We start from the raw sequence: 20,773 nt of genomic DNA, 5'->3' as shown, positions 1-20,773 counted from the left end.
ATTTCACTTAATGTAACAGAATTAACAGCTGAGCAATTATCTATGGCTGTTCAAACAGTTCTGGAAGATCCAGGATACTTAACTGCAATCCGCAATATCAATGATTCGTTCCGGTCTGCCGGTGGTTATCCCAAAGCGGTAGAGGAAATCTTTGCATTTAAAAACAGCTTTATAAGCTAATTGACCCAGCTTGCTAATAGGTTATAGAATAAAAAATCTTTGCCTGAATGCGTCAATTCGTTTTGCCTGAGTAATTTCGAAAAATCACTTGTAGATTCGTCAGTCGACACAGCACACCTTTATGCGATCTAACGCTCCTATCCCAAATATCAGCGGTATATCCAACCCCAAACAAAAATTGATTCCCAATTAGGCAGGAAAATTTGTATAATTGTATAGCATAAGATGTCCTTATGTAATTGACGCGATGTTGGTTATTGTGCCACGAATGTGCCACAGTTTTAAAATATAGTTCGTAATTCCTTTGTTTTCAATTGGTTACAGATGGGAGAATCCTGCTGTTAATCAGAGGGTCGCTGGTTCGAGCCCAGCCTCAGGAGCCTCAAAATCAATGATTTAACCCCACTCTGGCGAGTGGGGTTTTTTTATTTGCAGAAAATTTGCAGAAGAATCTGCAAAAAATCAATAAGCCTTGTTTTGCAGAAATCAGCTAACTAGCTTAACCCAACCGTTCACCGGCCATAATTATACCTACTATATCCTTATCAACGACCATTCACCATCGCAATCCTTTCAAACTTAAAGCAATATAAAGTCCATTAGGTAAATCACGCTAATCACTGCTTCAACCGCAATAATTTCCTTTCCGCCAAACAATTGATTATATTCGTTTTACTAAAAAAACTATTGGCAAAGTATAGCGACCTTTCGGATCAGGAACTGATCGACCTTTTAAACAAGGACGATGAGGCAGCCTATGAAGAAATCTATAATCGTTACTGGCCTATCCTTTATCAATCCGCTTATAACATTCTGCGCGATAAAAGTGGCTGCATGGATGTATTGCAAGAGGTTTTTGTTTGGCTGTGGGAACATAGAGAGCACCTGCAAATCATTAACCCTAAAGGGTACCTGCTTTCTGCTGTAAAATATAAAGTTGCCAACTACATCCGTAAAGGCAAAGTAAGGCGGGCACTTTTTACAGAACTGGAAGTGACAGACCTGAACGAACTGCCGTTTTATGATGACAGCCTGGAAGTAAGAGAATTGAAACAAATCATTGCCCAATTTACCTCGGAACTGCCAGACAAAGCAAGGCAGGTGTTTTATTTAAGCCGGACAGAACACCTGAGCAATAAAGAGATCGCGGAGCGATTGGGCATCTCCGAAAAGACGGTAGAGAACCAAATGACGACCAATCTAAAAAAGTTAAGACTGAAGATGGGTCGCCTTTCTGCCTGGATAATCTTTTTTATATAAGTCGTCCAAACTTTAAATTTACATTTTCTGTGATTTTTCTCTTTTAGTGGCATACAATTTTCACGTTTAATGGCACGCCAGTTGCCGTTCCCGACGGACCTTGCCATTTTTTTGAATGCAACTTTTGGCAATTATTAGCGTTATTTGTAAAAGACCAATAATCGTCAACTCCTATGAATAGACCCAGTCTTATTATTTTAACTATTGTTTACACACTGATTTTTATCAGGTTGGATAGTAAGGCCCAGTCTGCGGGCGCACTAACAGCGGAGGTTAAAGATTCCATCGTGACGCGCTATAACCGCAATGATTTTAAAGGCATTTACCGGCTGGCCGATACCAGTTTTTCTCATCACATCAGCGAACAAAAACTGGTCACTTTCTTAAGCAATAACCGTAATTCGGGTAATATCATCAAAGACAGCCTGTTATCGGCGGTTAACGGCAAATACGTTTATTTGCTGGAATGCCAAAGCCGGGACCTCAAACTGACCCTGCAGGTCACCCCGGAAAAAAAGTTCACGGATTTTGGATTCTCGACGGTCGTCCAGCCCTTGCTGGATGTGCCGAAGCAGGTCAGTAGCAGCAATCCTTTGCGCACGCCGCAGGACCGGGCCGTGGACAGTGTGGCGCGCGCTTATTTCCGTGACCCTAACAGTACGGCGCTGTCCATCGGTATCATCAGGAACGGCAAGCGCTATACTTATCATTACGGGGAGATCAAAAAAGGCAGCGGCCTGCTGCCCATCGATGCGACCGTTTATGAGATCGGCTCTATCACCAAGACCTTTACCGCTACGTTGCTGGCGCAGGCGGTCCTGGCGCACAAAGTAGCACTGGATGATGATATCCGCAAGTACCTGCCGGATGATTACCCGAACCTCAGCTTTAACGGCAGCCCGGTCACTTTCCGGGACCTGGCCAACCATACTTCAGGTTTACCCGAAATGCCGGAAAATATCGGTTCCCAGCCGGGTTTTGACCCGCTGATGCCGGAACTGAATTACGATGCCGGGCATTTTTACGTGGCGCTGCACCGGGTGAAATTGGATACGGTCCCAGGTTCTAAATTCCGTTATTCGAACTGGGGTTACGCGCTGCTTGGTCACCTGCTCGAAAAGATTTATGGCCTGCCCTACGCCGTGCTGTTAAAGAAATACATCACCGGTCCCTTTGGTATGAAAGATACCTGGTATACGCTGACACCCGAGCTGAAGCAAAAGATGGCCGTGCCTTACAGCGATAACAGCCGGTCTAATATTTATGAGCAGGAAGGGTTGTTCGGGCCGGCCGGCTATATCCATTCATCTATTGCTGACCTGCTCACGTACTTATCGCAGCAGATCAGCGAAACGGATGCGGCCGTAAGGCTGACGCACCAGCCAACGGCGAATAGCCTGGGTTTAGGCTGGGGGGTAGCCCCGCGCAAGGGTTACCGCGATATACAACACAACGGCAGCACCATGGGCTTTAATTCCCATCTTTCCGGTTTCCCGGAGCTGAACAGCGGCTGTGTGATTCTGGTCAATAACCGTATCAATATGGGTAAACTCATTGCAGGCATTCAACAGATCGCCAGAAGAAAAGATCTCTAGGCCTGATAGGGTATTAAAAGTACTCACTATTTCCGCTTATAATGGCACACTTTTCCACAGTATGTTAAAAAAATGTTATGCGTGCATAGTTTTAGGCTAAGCATTTTTGCGCCACCAATTCGTAAAGTAACAAACCGAGGCCTATTTATGATAATACAGCAAATGAATAACATTACTAAAGAAGAGTTAAATAAGTACAGGAATGACACAGCAGGCTGCTCTGGCCTAGTGCATTTCAATAATGCCGGTGCATCTCTACCACCCGATGTAGTGATCGATACCATCGTCGATTATTTGAAGGAGGAAGCCACATATGGCGGATATGAAACCGAGTATAAGAATATCGCACGGATTGAAGGTGTTTACCAGCTTATCGCAGACCTGGTCGGTGCTGAAAAGGAAGAAGTAGCCATATTCGAGAACGCGAGCGCTGCCTGGGGTACTGCATTTAAAGGGCTGACCTTTCAGGAAGGTGATGAGATTATTACTTGTGAGATGGAATACGTCACCAATATGATCGGCTTGGCGGATGTACGCAAGAAAGGCATTAAAGTGATTGTCGTGGGCAACGATGCTAACGGCAATTTCCCTTTAGCTGACCTGGAGAAAGCTATTAACTCGAAGACAAAGCTAATCGCAGTAACACATATCCCTTCATCGGGCGGGGGTATCTTGCCTATCAATGAGATCGGAAAAGTAGCTAACAAGCACCAGGTTCTTTATATGGTAGATGCCTGCCAAACTGCCGGGCAGTACCCAATCGATGTTAAAGAGATCGGTTGTGATATCCTTTCCGCTACGGGCAGAAAGTATATGCGCGCACCGCGCGGAACGGGGTTCTTATTCGTGAAAAGAAGCGTTCAGGATAAGCTTTCACCAGTGCTAATGGACTTTCTTGCCGCAAGCAATGTCAGCCTGGACGGTTACACGCTGCGCAATGATGCGCGCCGTTTTGAACTGTATGAGAAAAGCCGGGCACTAACACTCGGATTAGGCAAAGCTATCGAATATGCGCTGACCGTCGGCTTAGACCGGATATGGCAGCGAGTGCAATACCTAGCCGATCTTGCCCGCACTGAACTGAGCAGTATCCCAGGTGTGACTGTGCACGATATCGGCAGCGAACTGTGCGGCATCGTTACTTTCTCCGTAGAAGGAATAGACAGTATGGCGGTTCGGAACAAACTGGTAGAGAATGGTATCAATGTATCTTTTGGTGGTAGTCAAGCCACGCCGATCTATATGGAAAAGCATGGGCTGAAAGGCATTGTAAGAGCTTCATTGCATTATTACAATAAAGAAAGCGAGATCGCTACCATGTGCGATTTCCTGAAAGAGCACCCATTCGTTTCCTAATCCGCACCCTTACCCATTTTCTACCTATTGCATGATATTAAGACCCGTTAGAAAGATCGGTCTGAGCCACCGGTCTATCACAGGCAAATACTTTAGTCGCAAAACAGGCACAATGCACGCGTTTGAATCAGCGCTTGAAAGGGACTGGCTTACCCTCCTCGAATTTGATAGTGAAGTACTGTCGTACACCACGCAGCCGGTAAAGATCTTTTATGAGCATGGGGGCAAAGCAGCAACCTATACGCCCGATGTTATTGCTACTACCAGGAAGAACTGAAGCGAAAGCCTTTGTTGTGTGAAGTCAAATACCAGGCAGAATTGATGGAAAAGCAATCCTATTACGAACCTAAGTTTGCTGCGGCTACGCAGTATGCCCATAATAATGACTGGTCATTCGCTACGATCAACGAGCAGCAGGTCAGGACAGTTTACCTGGAAAACCTTAAACTACTCAGCCGTTACCAGCAAACGAACATTAATAAGGAACTGGCTGAAACTGTTCTTCAGAAGCTGGCCCATGCATTACCGACAACTCAGGTGACTGGCGGAAATCCCAAGTTGCTATATACCGTTTGGCAATTGCTGGCAGCACAACGTATTAAATGTGACATGCAGGCCAAGATCACAATGAATACTATTATATGGAAGAGTTAGTTCCGCTTAATAGTCCCAAGGCGGTATCCGACTTATCGAACGAGGACTGGAAGATCGCCCAGTACCGTTATAATATTATAGCGCCCATCGTAAATAACGTACGCGGTATCACCGTAGCTAAGGTATGCGAAATGAGCGGCGTTCCCCGGCGAACGCTGCACAGGTGGTTAGACCGGTATCGAGCTAATCCCGTATTATCCTCGCTTGCTAAAACGGAGAACAAGCGCAATAGATACAACTATCAATTGGCGACTAATGTCGAGGATGTTATTCAAACAGTCATTCAGGAGAAATACCTACGCAAGCAGAAACTGAGCATCCGCAAGGTAAGCCTGGATGTGGCGTTGACTTGTCGGGAGCAAGGTTTGGAGATACCGCATTATTCAACGGTCAGACGAAGGATACACCTTATCGGTGAAGAAGAAAAACTTGCCCGCAGACAACACCGCAGCATAGCAGAGAATAAATATCAGCCGTTAAACGGCCACTTTCCAGGAGCCGACTACCCGCTGGCGGTCGTACAGATCGATCATACACCGTTGGATATCATCTGCGTTGATGACGTATACCGTGAGCCGGTCGGTAAACCCTGGGTCACTATGGCGATCGATGTTTACAGCAGAATGGTGGTCGGCTTCTATATATCGCTCGATCCTCCTGGCGCGTTGGGCACGGGCTTATGCTTATCCCACGCGATTCTCCCCAAAGACTTGTGGCTATCGTCGTTGGATGTGAAGGGGAAATGGCCATGCTATGGTGTGATGCGGGCGATACACATGGATAACGCCAAAGAGTTTCATGGTAAGATGCTTGAACGAGCCTGCCAGGAATACGGTATCGAGATCAACTTCAGACCCGTGGCCAAACCTAATTATGGGGGTCATATCGAACGCTTGCTGGGAACAGTGTTACAAGAGATCCATACATTGCCGGGAACAACGTTCTCCAATACGAAAGACCGTAAGTACTACGATGCGGAAGGCAGAGCCTGCTTCACCATCAAGGAATTGGAGCGCTGGCTGGCCACCTTTATTGTGGGCGTCTACCATAACCGCCGCCATAATACTATCAACACCACACCGGTCGCACGTTACCTTGAAGGTATCCATGGCAGCGATACGCAGATCGGTATTGGCTGGAGTGAGCCGGTCGCCAACGAACTGAAGCTAAAGCTTGACTTTATGCCGTTCGTAGAACGAACTGTACAAAGGTATGGCGTAGCTATTGATATGATCTGGTACTACGGTGATGTACTGCGTAAATGGGTACATGCGTATGAAAAGCCTAATGTCCGTAGCCCAATATTGCGCAAGTTTGCTTTCAAGCGCGATCCGCGCGACATCAGTGCGGTTTACTTTTATGACCCGGAAATAGAGGACTACTTCTGTATTCCTTACCGCAATACTACTCATCCATCGATTACCATCTGGGAATATAAGCAAATACTACGCACGCTCAAAGCCCGTGGTTTGGAAAATGTAGACGAGAACCTGATCTTCGACACTTACGCACAAATGCGGGAAATCGAGGAAAAAGCAGCCAACCAGGCGGCTATTGCCAAACGCCGTAAAGCCAATGAGCGCAAGGAACTGGCGACCAAAAACAGTATCAAAAACGAATTCGAGCGGGAAGAACCAGAGATCAATGATACCGGATTCAAATATGATCCTAATGAAGAATACTTACCTTTTGAAGAACTGATCCATGACCCTTTTAACCAAAATAACCGATAATAATAAGAACCTGATACGTATACGCCATATCCTTTCAGAACGCTGGATAGGATATCCTAAAGCCATGAAAGTGCTCAATAATATGGAGTACCTAATGCTGCATCCAAAAACTTACCGCATGCCAAGCATGTTGTTGGTAGCACCAACCAACAATGGCAAGACCATTCTGTTGCACCGTTTCTTTGACAGCTATAAACCCAGCATTACACCAGATGTCAGTTCGGCAAAAATACCTATCGTATATATCCAGGCACCACCAACGCCGAATGAAAAAGCCTTTTTTATTAATATACTGGCCGCATTTAACGCACCTTTCCAAAAACAGAATACAACCGCGCAGCTACAATACCAGGTGATGCGTATCCTCACGAACGTGGAAACCAAGATATTGATCATCGATGAGATACATCACTTGCGACACGAGGTCGCACGTATTGATTCCGGTTAGCCGGTAGGTTAGTGCTTAAACCTATTCCCGACTTCAGGGGCGTTGCCAGTAATGGCAGGGTCTTTTGCAAGAAGTAAAGCCTAATGCCGAACCAAGTTCTATGGTGCGTCAGGGCAAGGGAAAGAGTGGAAGGATGAACGAGAGTGAATCTCCGTACAAAACTGCGTTATTTCGAGATATCGAAAAAGAACTGATACGGTATAAACTGGGAAACAAGGAGCATTTGAAGTGGTGACAAATGTGATAAAAGCACCCGTTCCCCGCAGTATAGGAGGCATCCTACCCACTCGCATATCAAACGTGGGAAACGTAGTAAGCCCAATAAGGTCTGAAGCCCGTAAGCTCCAGTAGGCAAACCGTGAGGCAAGTACAATCCTTAGTGGGAAAGGGAATATCCAAGAAGCGAATGCCGGCCGTCGAAAGACAGAGGGAATAAATAACCTGCCGGATAGGGCAATACCCTACCTGAAAGGGTGCTGACGTGGATATGGTAAATAATCCGAAGAGCGGATGAAAGGTTGAACAAAGAGACAAGTTAGATGCCTGTGGAAACACTCGTAAACGGAACCAATGAAGCAATAGACTGGCATGCCATTAACTGGCCGAAAGCCTATCGTATGCTTAAAAACCTCAGAAGCCGCATCTTTAGGGCTGCAAAAGAGGGCGATCTGAAAAAGGTGCGCTCATTACAAAAACTGATGTTACGCAGTTACGCCAATACTGTAACCAGCGTGCGCAAAGTAACACAAGTAAATTCGGGCAAACACACGCCCGGGGTAGATCAAATCACTGTCAAAACAGCAAAAGGACGTGGTAGATTAACGGACGGACTATTAAGCCGTAGTTTATGGCACGCCAAGCCTGCAAGAAGAATATATATCTTAAAGGATAATGGAAAACAAAGACCGTTAGGTATCCCCATTGTTCGAGAAAGGTGTCTTCAAACAATAACTGCCAATGCGTTAGAACCAGAGTGGGAGGCGCGGTTTGAAGCCAGTAGCTATGGCTTTAGACCCGGCAGAAGTTGTCACGACGCCATTGAAAGAATATTCGCAGTAGCCCGTTCAGGCAGCTTACGCAAATGGGTCATCGATGCAGATATTCAAGGTGCCTTTGACAATATCGACCATGACTTCTTATTACAAGCCATCGGAAACTTTCCAGCCAAAAATTACATAAAGCAATGGTTAAAAGCTGGTTATATGGAAGGTGATATCTTCTACAAAACAGAGCAGGGCACTCCGCAAGGCGCGTGTTGTTCACCGCTATTAGCCAACATCGCTTTACATGGAATGGAAAAGATGATTGGATTAAGGTATGCCAGTAATGGCATATTAAAAGGCGACCGTCGAATGGTAAGATATGCAGATGACTTTGCAATCTTTTGTCGTACCAAAGATGATGCAGAACAGATGTTGCCCGTTTTGCGGGAATGGCTATCGATAAGAGGGCTGAAATTGTCTGAGGAAAAGACCCGTATCGTTCACTTGGAACAAGGCTTTGACTTCTTAGGGTTTAATATTCGGTCCTATCCGGTTGCAAACAAGCGGAAAAAGACCGTAACCTTAATAAAGCCAAGCAAAAAGGCAGAACAAAAAATACGGGATAAACTGAAAGCAGAATGGCAGACTCAAAAAACGGCGAACATAGAAGGTTTGGTAAAAGCAATAAATCCTATTATAAGGGGATGGGCGAACTACCACAGAACTGGTGTTGCTAAGAAGATATTCCATAGTCTCGACCATTGGATGTTCTTAAAGCAATGCAGGCATATTATCCGGATGCACAACAAGAAGAGCTGGGCATGGAGACGGAAGAAGTACTTTGGTAGGTTCAGCTTGGAACGTAGTGATAGATGGGTATTCGGAAGTAAGAAAACGGGAAGATATATGTTAAAGTTCAATTGGTTTAAAATTGAGCGGCATACAATGGTCATAGACAGGTCTTCACCGGACGATCCTTCGCTGAAAGAATATTGGAAATCAAGGGAAAAAGTAAAAATGCGAGACCTCACATTGGGTAAACAGAAAATTGCTAAATGGCAAAATTACTTATGTCCGGTATGTAAAACATCGCTTTTTAACGATGAAGAATTGCATCTGCATCACACCCAACCAAAGCTAAAAGGCGGAAAGAATACCTATCAAAATCTAAGGCTTGTACATGAAGGATGTCATTATCAGTTACATTCATCAAGTTACAATGCGATAGCAGTGAAAAATAAAATCTTATGCAGCGATACATTATTTGCTTGAGCCGTATGTGGGGATAACTCACAAGTACGGTTCTGAGGGGGGAAAGGAGCCGCAAGGCTCCCTACCTACCCGGCATTCTTGCCGGTTCATACCTGTCGCAGCGCGCCTTTCTTAACCTGATCAAATATATCTCCAACGAATTGCAGATCGTGATTATTGGTGCAGGGATCGCGGATGCTTATAATGCGATCAATACAGATAAACAATTGGCCAACCGTTTTGAGCCCTCGGTATTGCCGCTGTGGAAACTTGATGCCGATTACTTTCGGCTGTTGAAAAGCTATGAGACCATGTTTGATCTGCATGAGCAGTCCAGGCTTACTGACGAAGAGACGGCCATCAAGATACTAAGCATGTCGGGAGGCACCATCGGTGAGATATCCTCTATCCTTCGAAAAGCCGCTGTATTAGCTATACAAACAGGCCACGAAAAGGTCGACCTGTCGGTCATCGGGCAGATCGATTATGTCAGTCCTGTAAACCGTCAAAAGCAGTATGAAAGGATGCTGCTTTGAGCTTTGCTGTTTTTGGTAATAATAGTAGGCTGCTCCCGGCATTCAGCCATCCTTACGAAGATGAAGTTCTCAGCAGTTGGTTAACGCGGCTGGCCTTTGATAACGGGTTAAGCAGGTCGATCTTGTTAAACAGTACCTGCCTAATGGTTCGCGGCAAGACCGATCTGAACATAGACCATCTAAGTGATATTAGCGCGTTGGATGATCTTAGCAACTATACGAATTGCAGTCCGGAGATGATCAGAAATGCAAGTCTTCACTATTACAACAATAAACTCTTTCATAGTAAAGACAACGGCATCCTGCCACTGGTTTGGCAAGCCGCACAACCGCTGTCGATCTATAATGGCAGGAAGCACAAAGCGAATCTTCTTTATTGCCCCGGTTGCCTTGCAGACCGTGACCAGCCTGTCTATTATCGTCGAAAATGGCGTTTAGCTGTGTCTTTTGCCTGTGTTAGATGTAAGTGTTACCTGCGAGAGGTCTGCCCGCACTGTTCAAAGCCATCTTCTCAAATGAAGGATGCCGGCGCAATGAGTGACTACAAAAGTGTTGACGAATATCTGTTGACCTGTGGTTCTTGCAAAAAGGATATTAGTGAATGCAAGATCGAGCCTGCACCGTCACATATCATCGAAATGCAGCAGCATATAAATGGCTACCTGGATCAGGCTTACAGCGCGACTGAACGTTATTCAGTTGGTTACTTTCGGGTCCTTCATAGCCTTGCACGCATGTTGTTAAAGAACCTAAGAAATGTTCGGTATGGCGCGTTTATTACCTATATATACCGGCAAACAAAAACGCCTGACTATCGTCTTGATAACCGCCGGGCTGAACTCCGTGAACTACCTATAAAACAACGTGCCGACGTGTTTAATATAGCCGCTTGGTTACTTGAAGAATGGCCGGATAGGTTGATCAAGTTATGTACAAAACACGGGATAAACGGCGAAAGCATGTTAAATGTCGTGTACGATCCGCCATTATGGTTCGAAAAGGCTATGGATAAATTGCCGCACAGCGCCTGGAAAGAAGACGGTGTGCCATCAGACTATTCAACGCCTCAAATCCACGCGCACGAAATTGAACAAACCAGAAAACGATGGCGATATGACTTTGATGACCAGGAAGACTATTATAGTGGCAGTCATAGTTACATTGACTTAAATGACAATGATGACCGGCTTCGAGATCTCCATGAAACGCTTTATTCCCGTAGATATCCTGATCTATTCTATAGCGTAGCCTAAATAAATTAGTTGTAATGTAACTGTTACATTGGTCGATTAAAAAATAAAAAACGCCGTTCTGACTAAGTGTAGGCACTATTGTGTGCCATCATAAGTGGAAATAGTGTGCCATTAAAAGAGAAATCTCACATTTTCTTTAAAATAATTTCACAGTACATAGGGGCTACCCTATCGCTCGTGTGCCTTACAGATATAAACGTTAGTTGAACAAGCGTAACAAAACACATGAACAAGATCGATTTTCTGGCATTAACCGAAAAGATCAGCGATGGAGCTGCCACCGATGAAGAAATCAGACTGTATAATGCTTATTATAATTCTTTCCAAAAAACATCCGGTGCCTGGGATGAGGAACTGTTAGGGAATAAGGAGGAAATCGGTATAGAATTATCTGCTCATATCCAGGCAGCGGTCAGGAAACCTCGTAGCATTCGTAGGTTAAGTTGGCCTCGTATTGCAGCAGCGGCTTCCATTATTTTGTGTTTATCCTTAAGCGGATATTTTCTTTTACGTAAACCATCCGCACAGCAGACGGCGCAATCCTCAAAAAGTGATATTGCCCCAGGTGGAAACAAAGCCATTCTGACTTTAGGTAGCGGCCAAAAGATCGTTTTAACAGGTGCCAAAAACGGCGTGTTGGCCAACCAAGGTAATACCACGATCAACAAAACAGCAGACGGTCTGCTTGTTTATGACGCTTCCAAATCTAAAAGTGGCACTACAATATATAATACCATGACCACCCCGCGCGGCGGTCAATATCACCTCACCTTAGCCGATGGTACTAATGTTTGGTTAAATGCAGCCTCATCAATTAAATATCCAACGGCCTTTAACGGCGATGAGCGACTTGTGGAAATTACCGGGGAAGCTTATTTCGAGGTTGCGCATAATGCCGCCAAGCCTTTTAAAGTAAGCAGCAGAGAGGAAACGGTTGAGGTATTAGGGACTCACTTTAACATCAATTCCTATGCTGATGAGCCAGCTATCAAAACAACCTTATTGGAGGGAAGTGTAAAGCTAACTATTAATAAGCAAAAAGCGGTCTTAAAGCCGGGCCAACAGGGATTTATTTCACGCGATGACCATAACGTCATAAAAATTAAAATAGCCGATGTTAACGAGGTTATGGCCTGGAAGAACGGATATTTTATCTTTAACGACGAAAATATTGAAAGTATCATGCGCAAAATTTCGCGATGGTATGATATCGATGTCAGTTATCAGGGCGATATGACCGGGAAGGAATTTGTAGGTTCCGTTTCTCGCTTTAAAAATGTATCCGAAGTATTACGCAAACTGGAAGCAACCGGAATTATTCACTTTAAAATGGATGGAAGGAGGTTGTTGGTGATGCCGTAGTTGTACAACAAACAGCGGTGGCCTAAAAAAGACCGGAAGTGCGTCCAACACTCCCGGTTAATGCCTGGGTTGCCCATAAAAATTCATGTGACGCACAAATTATTGATAACTAAACCCAAACATGTAAATGTATGCATTTTTACGTATTCTCTGAAAGCAGGGAACAACCCTGCACATTAAAAAAAATCCTGCTCGTTATGAAACTCACCCTCGTTTTGATAGTAGCAGTATTGCTTCAGGTTCACGCAGGAAGCTTCGCCCAGAACATTACCCTGAACAAAAACAATATTTCTTTAGCCCAGGTATTTACCGCTATAAAAAACCAGACGGGATATGATTTTATCTACAATCCTCAAATGTTGGATAAGGCAAAGCCAGTAACTATTCATGTAACCAATACCCCACTGGAAAAAGTACTTGAGGATTGTTTTAAGAATCAACCGGTAATGTACACCATTGATCAGCAAACAATTATTGTTAAGGAAAGAGAGCTCTCCATTCTCGACAAGATTAAAACTGCCTTGGCCATCCCGATAACCATTTCTGGCAAAGTTACCGATACAACGGGTACACGATTGGTCGGCGCCACCATTATTAATAAAACAAGTGGCAAAGCTATTTTAACCAATGATAAAGGAGAATTTATCTTGACTGCGCAAGACGGCGATCAAGTAGTTATCAGCTTTATTGGCTATCAGCCTTATATACTTACCGTAACTAATGATTTACCTTTTCAGAATATTGTATTACATCCAATTTTTAACAACCTGAACGAGGTTTTAGTAAGCACTGGTTACCAGCTAATTAACCAAGAAAGGGCTACAGGTTCTTTTGTCCAAGTCAATAATGAACTTATCAACCGCAGTGTAAGCACGGACATTTTAAGTCGGTTACAAGATGTTACCTCCGGTCTGATTTTCAATCGTGGTAGCAGCTCGACAGGTAAGAATGACATTAGCATCAGGGGTTTAAGTACCATATACGGGAATGCGCAACCACTAATTGTGATAGACAACTTTCCCTATGACGGCGATATTAATAATATCAATCCAAATGATGTAGAAAGCATAACGGTTTTGAAAGACGCCGCAGCAGCTTCTATCTGGGGAGCGCGGGCAGGGAACGGAGTTATTGTAATTACAACAAAAAAAGGAGCCTATAACCGGCCACCACAGGTTTCCTTTAATTCTAACTTGACCATTGGTGCTAAACCTGATCTATTTTATCATTCGCAGATGTCATCTGCCGATTTTATTGAAGTTGAAAAGAACCTTTTTGCACAGGGATATTATCAGACGGCGGAACTGTCCGCTAACCATGAGGCGCTTACGCCAGTGGTACAAATGCTTATTGCACAAAGGGACGGTAAGATCAGTCAAGCGCAGGCAAACAGCCAGATTGAGGCGCTCAAAAAGCAAGATGTAAGAAATGACCTTGAAAAATATTTTTATCAAAAAAGCATCAACCAGCAATATTCCTTTAACCTGAACGGCGGGTCAGTGAATCAACGTTATTCGTTATCGGCAGGCTGGGATAAGAATCTTAATAATCTTATACGCAATGGCTATGACCGTGTGACGCTGAATGGAACCAATACTTTCGGATTTATAAAGAACAAGCTGGAGTTAACCATCGGAGTTTATTTTACTCAAAGTAAAACGTTACTGAACAATACGCTATATAACAGTAGTTATAATGCAATTACAGCTACACCTTATTATCCTTATGCCAATTTAGCCGATGCCAATGGAAATCCAGTAGCCGTTGTTAAAGATTACCAGACATCGTTTATACAATCAGCAGCAAGTCAGGGGTTACTCGATTGGACGTATAAACCATTGCAGGAACTTAATATTGCTGATAACACCGTTACCCTTACAGATTATCGGATCAATACCGGGTTAAAGTATAAGATCATACCCGGGCTAAACGCAGAAATACTTTATCAGTACGAACGCAGCCAGTCAGACGGCCGGAATTTACAAAGCGGGCAAGCTTATTATACCCGCAACCTGATCAATAACTTCACACAGGTAAATCCCGATGGCCCTCTTACTTATAATATACCGCCAGGAGGTATCCTCGATAAGAGCAATTCTGATTTCGTAAGTCAGAATTTTCGTGGGCAATTGAACTATATCAAACAATGGGGTGCGAAAAATGAGATTAATGCACTGGCCGGATATGAGGTAAAAGATTTACATACCATAGGAAATACTTACCGGTTATACGGCTACGATAATGACCATGCCACCAGCCAAACGGTAAATTACATCTCTCCATTTGGTCAGTATTATTATCCAGGTGTAACAGGTCAAATACCTAACAAAGATGCCGAATCAGATCTAACCGACCGCTACAGGTCATATTATGCCAATGCATCTTACACCTATGATCGCCGGTATATTTTTTCGGGAAGCACAAGGTTTGACGAATCAAACCTATTTGGTGTAAAGACCAATCAAAAAGGCGTTCCGTTATGGTCAGCGGGATTTGCCTGGAACATAAGCAATGAAAGTTTTTATAAGAATGACTGGCTGCCATATCTAAAGTTACGGGCGACCTACGGGTACAATGGCAACGTTTATAAAAATGTTTCTGCATACACCACCGCCTATTATTACAGCCATGCGCCCGATACGCAACTACCTTATGCATCCATTCAAAATCCCCCAAACCCAGAATTAAGGTGGGAACGGGTTAAGATCATTAATTTAGGTTTGGACTTTAGTACAAAAGCAAATACCATCAGCGGCTCAGTTGACTATTACCACAAAAATGGGATAGACCTGATCGGAACCACACCTTATGCACCATCAACCGGCATCACGACTTTTACAGGCAATAATGCGGGAACTACAGGAAATGGCATGGACGTAATATTGAATACGCGCAATATAGATAGAAGGTTTAAATGGAATACTAACTTTTTATTCAGCCTTGCTTATGATAAGGTTACTAATTATAAAACGCCTGTTATTGGTTTAGGAGCATTAGGGCAACCTGTAGTCGGCCACCCACAATATTCCATGTTCAGTTATCAGTGGGCGGGACTTGACCCCCAGACCGGCGAACCGAGAGGTTACCTGAACGGAGTGGTAAGTAAAGATTATACCGGTATCATTAATAGCGCGACCTCCGCCAACATTGTGTACAATGGGCCTGCAAGACCAACGAAATTCGGCTCTGTAAGAAATACTTTTTCGTTTGATAACTTTTCACTTTCTGCCAATATCACGTACCGTTTAGGGTATTATTTCAGAAAGGAATCAGTTGATTATTCTTCTATCCTTACCGGTAAAGGCGGCAGCGGTGACTACGCCCTAAGATGGCAGAACCCAGGCGATGAAGGCCATACGAATATCCCGTCGATACCGTCCGCTATCGATTACAACCGGGATAGCTTTTACCAGTTATCTTCTGTATTGGTAGAAAAGGGTGATAATATCAGGCTTCAGGATGTTACATTAAGCTATGACCTAAATAAGGCGCAATTAAACCGTCTGCCGTTTAATAAGATCAGGTTCTACTTATACGCCAATAATATCGGCATCATCTGGCGGGCAAATAGGTCAGGTCTTGATCCGGACTATCCATACGCTGCACCACCTGTAAGAACAATTGCAGCGGGACTAAAAATTGATTTCTAACGGATCGAAATGGACATCTAAATATTGAATCATTAATAAAAAAGCAAATGAAAAAGAATATATATCAAATATTTATAGGGTGCCTTTTCATCATTGTAATGGTATCCTGTAAAAAAGGCTACCTTGATGCAAGGCCAGATAAAGCTTTACTTGTACCCAGCACACTCGCAGACTTCCAGGCCATACTCGACAATACAGATATTATGAATAAGGCTCCGTATCTGAATGAAGTCAGTACTGATGATATTTATACGACAGACAATGGATTTGCCGGTGCCGACCCGGTTATTCAACAAAGTTATATATGGGCGAAAGATATTTTTCAGGGACAATCCGGGTATGACTGGAACGTTCCCTATCAGCAGGTTTTTTATGCCAATGTTGTCCTGGATGGGTTGCAAAAGATTGACCAATTGGCAGTGTCACAGATGCAATACAACCAAATTAAAGGTAACGCATTGTTCCATAGGGCCTTTGCTTTTTATAATCTGGCCCAGGAGTTTGCCAAACCCTATAACGTCAATACTGCTGGTCAGGATTTAGGGATACCGTTGAGGCTAAGTTCAGATGTCAATGAAAAGAGTACAAGAGGTACTTTGCAGGCAACCTATGACCAGATCATTAGTGACCTCATAGCCGCAGAGCCGTTACTTCCCTTACAGGCCGGATACAAAAGCAGGCCAAATCATTCAGCAGTTTTGGGCCTTTTAGCCAAGGTTTACCTAACGATGCAGAATTACACCAAGGCTGCAACCTATGCTAATGCCAGTCTGCAATTAAACGGAAAGCTGATTGATTATAACACTTTAAATCCGGCAGGCGCACGGCCACTGCCTATGTCCTTACCTAACGGCAATGATGAGGTACAATACTATACCCCGCTTTTATATTCGCTTTTTTTAAGCTCATCAAGCCTAACCGCGATTGATTCAACATTATATCGGTCTTATAACGTTAACGATCTTCGGAAAACGGTTTTTTTTAGGGATAGAGGAAATGGCCGATACACCTTTAAAGGAGGGTATGGCGGCGTAAGCGATGTTTTTGGTGGAATTGCAAATGACGAGATTTACCTAATTAGAGCAGAGTGTTATGCCAGGGCAAATCAAACGGCAGACGCAATGAGTGATTTGAACACGTTACTAAAAAACAGATACAAAACGGGAACATTCACTTCCCTCACCGCAACAAATGGGGATGATGCTTTATCCAAAATTCTGACGGAAAGGAGAAAAGAGCTGATTTACAGAAATGTTCGCTGGACAGATTTGAGGCGCTTGAATCAGGATAGCAGGTTCGCAGTGACTATAACCAGAAATATTAATGGCACAATATATACATTATCCCCGGGTAGTAATAGGTATGTTTTCCCCATACCGCAGGACGAAATTAATTATAGCGGCATACAGCAAAATCAACGGTAAATCATTATTGTAATCAGAATCATTATGAAAAAATCAAATTTATTAATCTTGACAGCTTTCTTAGTGGCTATAACTGTTCAAACCTATGGTCAACGAAAGGCGATCCCCAAAGAAAGGTTACCAATAAAAACTAGAATTATCGGACGCTTTCATACGCAAAAAATAGTTGATACAATAGAATTTAATTTTTTAGGGGAAACGAGTTTATGGAATACGCTGAAAATTGATTCCACAATTCATGTTATCGCAAAAAAAGGGTATTTTGAATTAGAGTTACCTAAATTACGGCATCCCATGCACTTCGCGATGAAAATCCCCAATCAAAGCGATAATAACCAACGCCCCCCATTTTTATATTTAGATAAATATATTATTGAACCAGGTGATAATATACAAATAACGGTTGATTCTAATCAGTTGGTTTTTTCAGGACAAGGGTCAGGTAAATACAATTTCCTTTATAAATTAACAGAAGTAGATTTACCTCATAAATATGTCGAATTTAACAATTTACAGTTAACCGAAAGCCCATCCAAATGGTTGGATAACAGGGATTCACTATTAACGTATGCCGAGAGAAAATTGGAATTAAATAAAAATTCGATGTCAAAATCCTGCTATGATCAGTTGCAAGCCGATATAATTGCTGAAAATAGAATAGCAGTTTACCGTAATTTTATGTCGCAATTCCAAACCGGTGATTCAGTTTTGAATCTTGAAATTAGAAAACTATATCAAAACCGATTGTTTAAGCAAAAAGCAGTTACAACTTTGTCAGCTAACCATAGTTCTGGTTTAAACGTTGCTTATTTGTTTTACAAAATGCTGGCAGATTACAGGTATTCAATGCCCGTATATTCTGCAAGCGATAAAGAGTTTTTTCCAAATATAGTAAATTCATATACCGGTTTATTGAGGGAAAAAATGGTGATGCAATGGCTATATGTAAAATCATTTTTTGGAGAAACTTCGGAAAAAAATTTAGATGATGCTTTATCAGTACTCAATAAGCCTGAATATTTGACCTTAATATCTGAGCTTAAATTGGCTTACGGCGTTGGACAGCCGATTTTGAATTTTCAGTTCAAAGATAAATCTGGAGCAATTGTAAAATTAAGCGACTTTGAAAATAAGATTGTGTTAGTTGATTGCTGGTTCACTGGCTGTGGTGCCTGTGTATATACATCTGAAGAACTGCGCAAAGTGGAAGATAGTCTGGCTTCACGGAATGACGTTATATTCGTTAGTTTATCTATAGATAAAGATAAAGAAGTATGGCTCCATAGTATTTCTTGGGAAAAGACACCTGTTCAAAATTTCCCTTTTGCTGGTCAATACAAAGGATCAAAAAACAGGATTAATCTCTATACCGGAGGAAAGGGGGATGAGGATCCATTCATTAGAAGATACGTTGCTGGAGGCTATCCAACACTACTTCTAATTGATAAAAAAGGTAAAATGATTTCTAAAAATCCACCAAAGCCCTGGCCCGGTACTGACGGTGCCAAACTTTTAGTTAAGCTCATATTGAAGGAAATATAAATATTGTTTTAACAAACTGTTCACATCGGCAATTGACTTATTGGAGATTAAATAAAAGGAATTTTATTGAGTAAAGTTGATGCACAGAAACATTGCTTGAAAAAATGAAACACAGGATCGAACAAATAAAATTAGTTAATTAAATAGTTAGTGAGGTGCATTCCGGAGAAAGAGCCGGATGCACTTTTTAAAAACCAAAATTGAATAAGATGAAAACAACTTAAAATAAACAACATCATCAAAACCAGTTAATTATCGATTGACCGTTTACTTCCGATATATAGTTTACATACTTCCATAATAACAAAAGGGCAATTGTACAAGAGATGGAAGCCTGGGCAAAATTGCGAAAGCGTGCAGGCTTGCTTGTCCCGTCTCAGCACAGCAGTGTTGCTTATAGTTCAGACGCCTGGCATATGCTAAACTGAATGCTTAACTATTCCAATGACCGTGGTAAACCCGACCTTGAGACACAAAGAATACTCTTTTAGTTCTAAAATAAAATCAGTTAATAGTTATGCGCACAGCGGAAGAAGAGCCGCTGTGCGCTTTTTTTGGTAGCAATATTATGCCTAAATTTACGTGTGTTAATCTGCCAGCCTATGCAGCATCTAAAAGAATTTTTAACCCGTATCCAGACATTCGACTTGCGTGTAATCGAAGACGACATTCACAGGGAATGGGGGACTAACGAGAAGAAGCACGTCAAGGTTTATGACCTGACCTACCAGACCCCATACTATGACAGCTTTTCCTACCGGAGTGAATTAAGGGTATTGAAAGATATGGCCTTTATCGACCTGATGACTTTAGACAAAGAACTTATCCAAATTCAACTGACCGAGTTAGCTAAAGTCCGTAACCGCTTTAAGGAGTTTTGGGGCTATTATCATGACCACTATTCCGAAATGACGCAGGTTTACAATCGCTCTTTTATTTTTTCTGTAAGGTTGGATTACTTATTTATTGTAAATGGCCTGCAATCTACCAGCGCCGAGATCGAGGTAAGCGGCAAATTCGGCGAAGACCTGGGCGAATCGGTAAAGCTACGGGAAAAGTTCTTAATGGAACTGGTTAACACAACTGAAACCGCTATTAAACCGAAACAATCTGAAGCCGAATTTAAAGAATGGCTGAACGCCGTAAGGAAAAAACGGGAAGCGGAAACGGCTAAGCCTGAAACCGCTAACGAAACCTCAATAACTCCTAATTCCGAAACACCCAACGTACCTGAAACAGCGGCAGTAAAGGAAACAACTACCGAACCTGAACTAAATTACGAACAGTTAGCTGCTGCCAAAATTGTCGGCTTCTATCCAACCTTTAAAGCGGGCGCAGCGGCACAACTATTCAGTTTGTTAAAAGAATATTTTGTTCCAGAAGAACATGCGGCGCTGGAGAAACTATTGTTACATGACGAAGCCCCTAATACACCTTTATTATTCCGGGGCTCTGCCACCGCATTGGCCGATGCCTTTAAACAACTCAAAGAAGCAAATCTGATCGTAGGGTGCCGGATGATTGACCTCGAAAGGTGGATAGCGCC

16 protein-coding genes and 1 pseudogene are annotated in these 20,773 nt (G+C 43.0%); all 17 read left to right on the top strand.

What is annotated here, in order from left to right:
• Positions 1–180, top strand: a 180-nt coding sequence (locus BLS59_RS31925) for a hypothetical protein (RefSeq protein WP_205411401.1), incomplete at its 5' end; no start/stop codon positions are given.
• 687 nt (positions 181–867) lie between these two features.
• Positions 868–1,440, top strand: coding sequence for an RNA polymerase sigma factor (locus BLS59_RS30745; RefSeq protein WP_091157830.1), 573 nt, complete (start codon positions 868–870; stop codon positions 1,438–1,440).
• A gap of 173 nt (positions 1,441–1,613) precedes the next feature.
• On the top strand, positions 1,614–3,035 hold the full coding sequence (locus BLS59_RS30740; RefSeq protein ID WP_091157828.1) for a serine hydrolase domain-containing protein: 1,422 nt from the start codon (positions 1,614–1,616) through the stop codon (positions 3,033–3,035).
• Positions 3,036–3,197: 162 nt separating this feature from the next.
• Positions 3,198–4,391 carry an aminotransferase class V-fold PLP-dependent enzyme gene (locus BLS59_RS30735; RefSeq protein ID WP_091157832.1) on the top strand — a complete coding sequence of 398 codons (1,194 nt, stop codon included), beginning with the start codon at positions 3,198–3,200 and terminating at the stop codon, positions 4,389–4,391.
• Between the two features lie 31 nt (positions 4,392–4,422).
• Positions 4,423–4,668, top strand: a complete 246-nt coding sequence (locus BLS59_RS31475) for a hypothetical protein (protein WP_143014297.1) — start codon at positions 4,423–4,425, stop codon at positions 4,666–4,668.
• Positions 4,669–4,712: 44 nt separating this feature from the next.
• Positions 4,713–5,045: a hypothetical protein gene (locus BLS59_RS30730; protein ID WP_091157827.1), complete on the top strand. Its 333-nt coding sequence runs from the start codon at positions 4,713–4,715 to the stop codon at positions 5,043–5,045.
• The gene (locus tag BLS59_RS30725) at positions 5,033–6,778 is read left to right on the top strand and encodes a Mu transposase C-terminal domain-containing protein (protein ID WP_091157825.1); all 1,746 of its coding nucleotides are present in this window, start codon (positions 5,033–5,035) and stop codon (positions 6,776–6,778) included. Before BLS59_RS30730 ends, BLS59_RS30725 begins: the two co-directional genes overlap by 13 nt.
• Positions 6,750–7,226 carry a TniB family NTP-binding protein gene (locus BLS59_RS30720; protein ID WP_091157824.1) on the top strand — a complete coding sequence of 159 codons (477 nt, stop codon included), beginning with the start codon at positions 6,750–6,752 and terminating at the stop codon, positions 7,224–7,226. Before BLS59_RS30725 ends, BLS59_RS30720 begins: the two co-directional genes overlap by 29 nt.
• A gap of 539 nt (positions 7,227–7,765) precedes the next feature.
• On the top strand, positions 7,766–9,481 hold the full coding sequence (gene ltrA / locus BLS59_RS30715) for a group II intron reverse transcriptase/maturase (RefSeq protein ID WP_091157822.1): 1,716 nt from the start codon (positions 7,766–7,768) through the stop codon (positions 9,479–9,481).
• A gap of 32 nt (positions 9,482–9,513) precedes the next feature.
• Positions 9,514–9,996, top strand: a complete 483-nt coding sequence (locus BLS59_RS30710; RefSeq protein ID WP_091157819.1) for a TniB family NTP-binding protein — start codon at positions 9,514–9,516, stop codon at positions 9,994–9,996.
• Positions 9,993–10,460: pseudogene (locus BLS59_RS32790) on the top strand (TniQ family protein); the annotation flags it as partial. The gene BLS59_RS30710 and the pseudogene BLS59_RS32790, both read left to right, overlap by 4 nt.
• 174 nt (positions 10,461–10,634) lie before the next feature.
• Positions 10,635–11,249: a hypothetical protein gene (locus BLS59_RS32415; protein WP_240315404.1), complete on the top strand. Its 615-nt coding sequence runs from the start codon at positions 10,635–10,637 to the stop codon at positions 11,247–11,249.
• A gap of 225 nt (positions 11,250–11,474) precedes the next feature.
• Positions 11,475–12,611, top strand: coding sequence for a FecR family protein (locus BLS59_RS30700; RefSeq protein ID WP_091157815.1), 1,137 nt, complete (start codon positions 11,475–11,477; stop codon positions 12,609–12,611).
• A gap of 197 nt (positions 12,612–12,808) precedes the next feature.
• Positions 12,809–16,261 (top strand): SusC/RagA family TonB-linked outer membrane protein, encoded by a 3,453-nt coding sequence (locus BLS59_RS30695; RefSeq protein WP_162842828.1) that lies wholly within the window; start codon positions 12,809–12,811, stop codon positions 16,259–16,261.
• 47 nt (positions 16,262–16,308) lie between these two features.
• Entirely contained in the window at positions 16,309–17,685 is a 1,377-nt protein-coding gene (locus tag BLS59_RS30690) for a RagB/SusD family nutrient uptake outer membrane protein (RefSeq protein ID WP_091157808.1), read from the top strand.
• Positions 17,686–17,709: 24 nt separating this feature from the next.
• Positions 17,710–19,227, top strand: a complete 1,518-nt coding sequence (locus tag BLS59_RS30685) for a TlpA family protein disulfide reductase (protein WP_091157804.1) — start codon at positions 17,710–17,712, stop codon at positions 19,225–19,227.
• 602 nt (positions 19,228–19,829) lie between these two features.
• The coding region (locus BLS59_RS30680; protein WP_091157801.1) for a hypothetical protein at positions 19,830–20,773 on the top strand (944 nt) is incomplete at its 3' end.

The sequence above is a fragment of the Mucilaginibacter pineti genome, from assembly GCF_900101875.1.
In the GTDB taxonomy this organism is placed as follows: domain Bacteria; phylum Bacteroidota; class Bacteroidia; order Sphingobacteriales; family Sphingobacteriaceae; genus Mucilaginibacter; species Mucilaginibacter pineti.
This window is presented reverse-complemented; position numbering and strand designations above follow the sequence as displayed.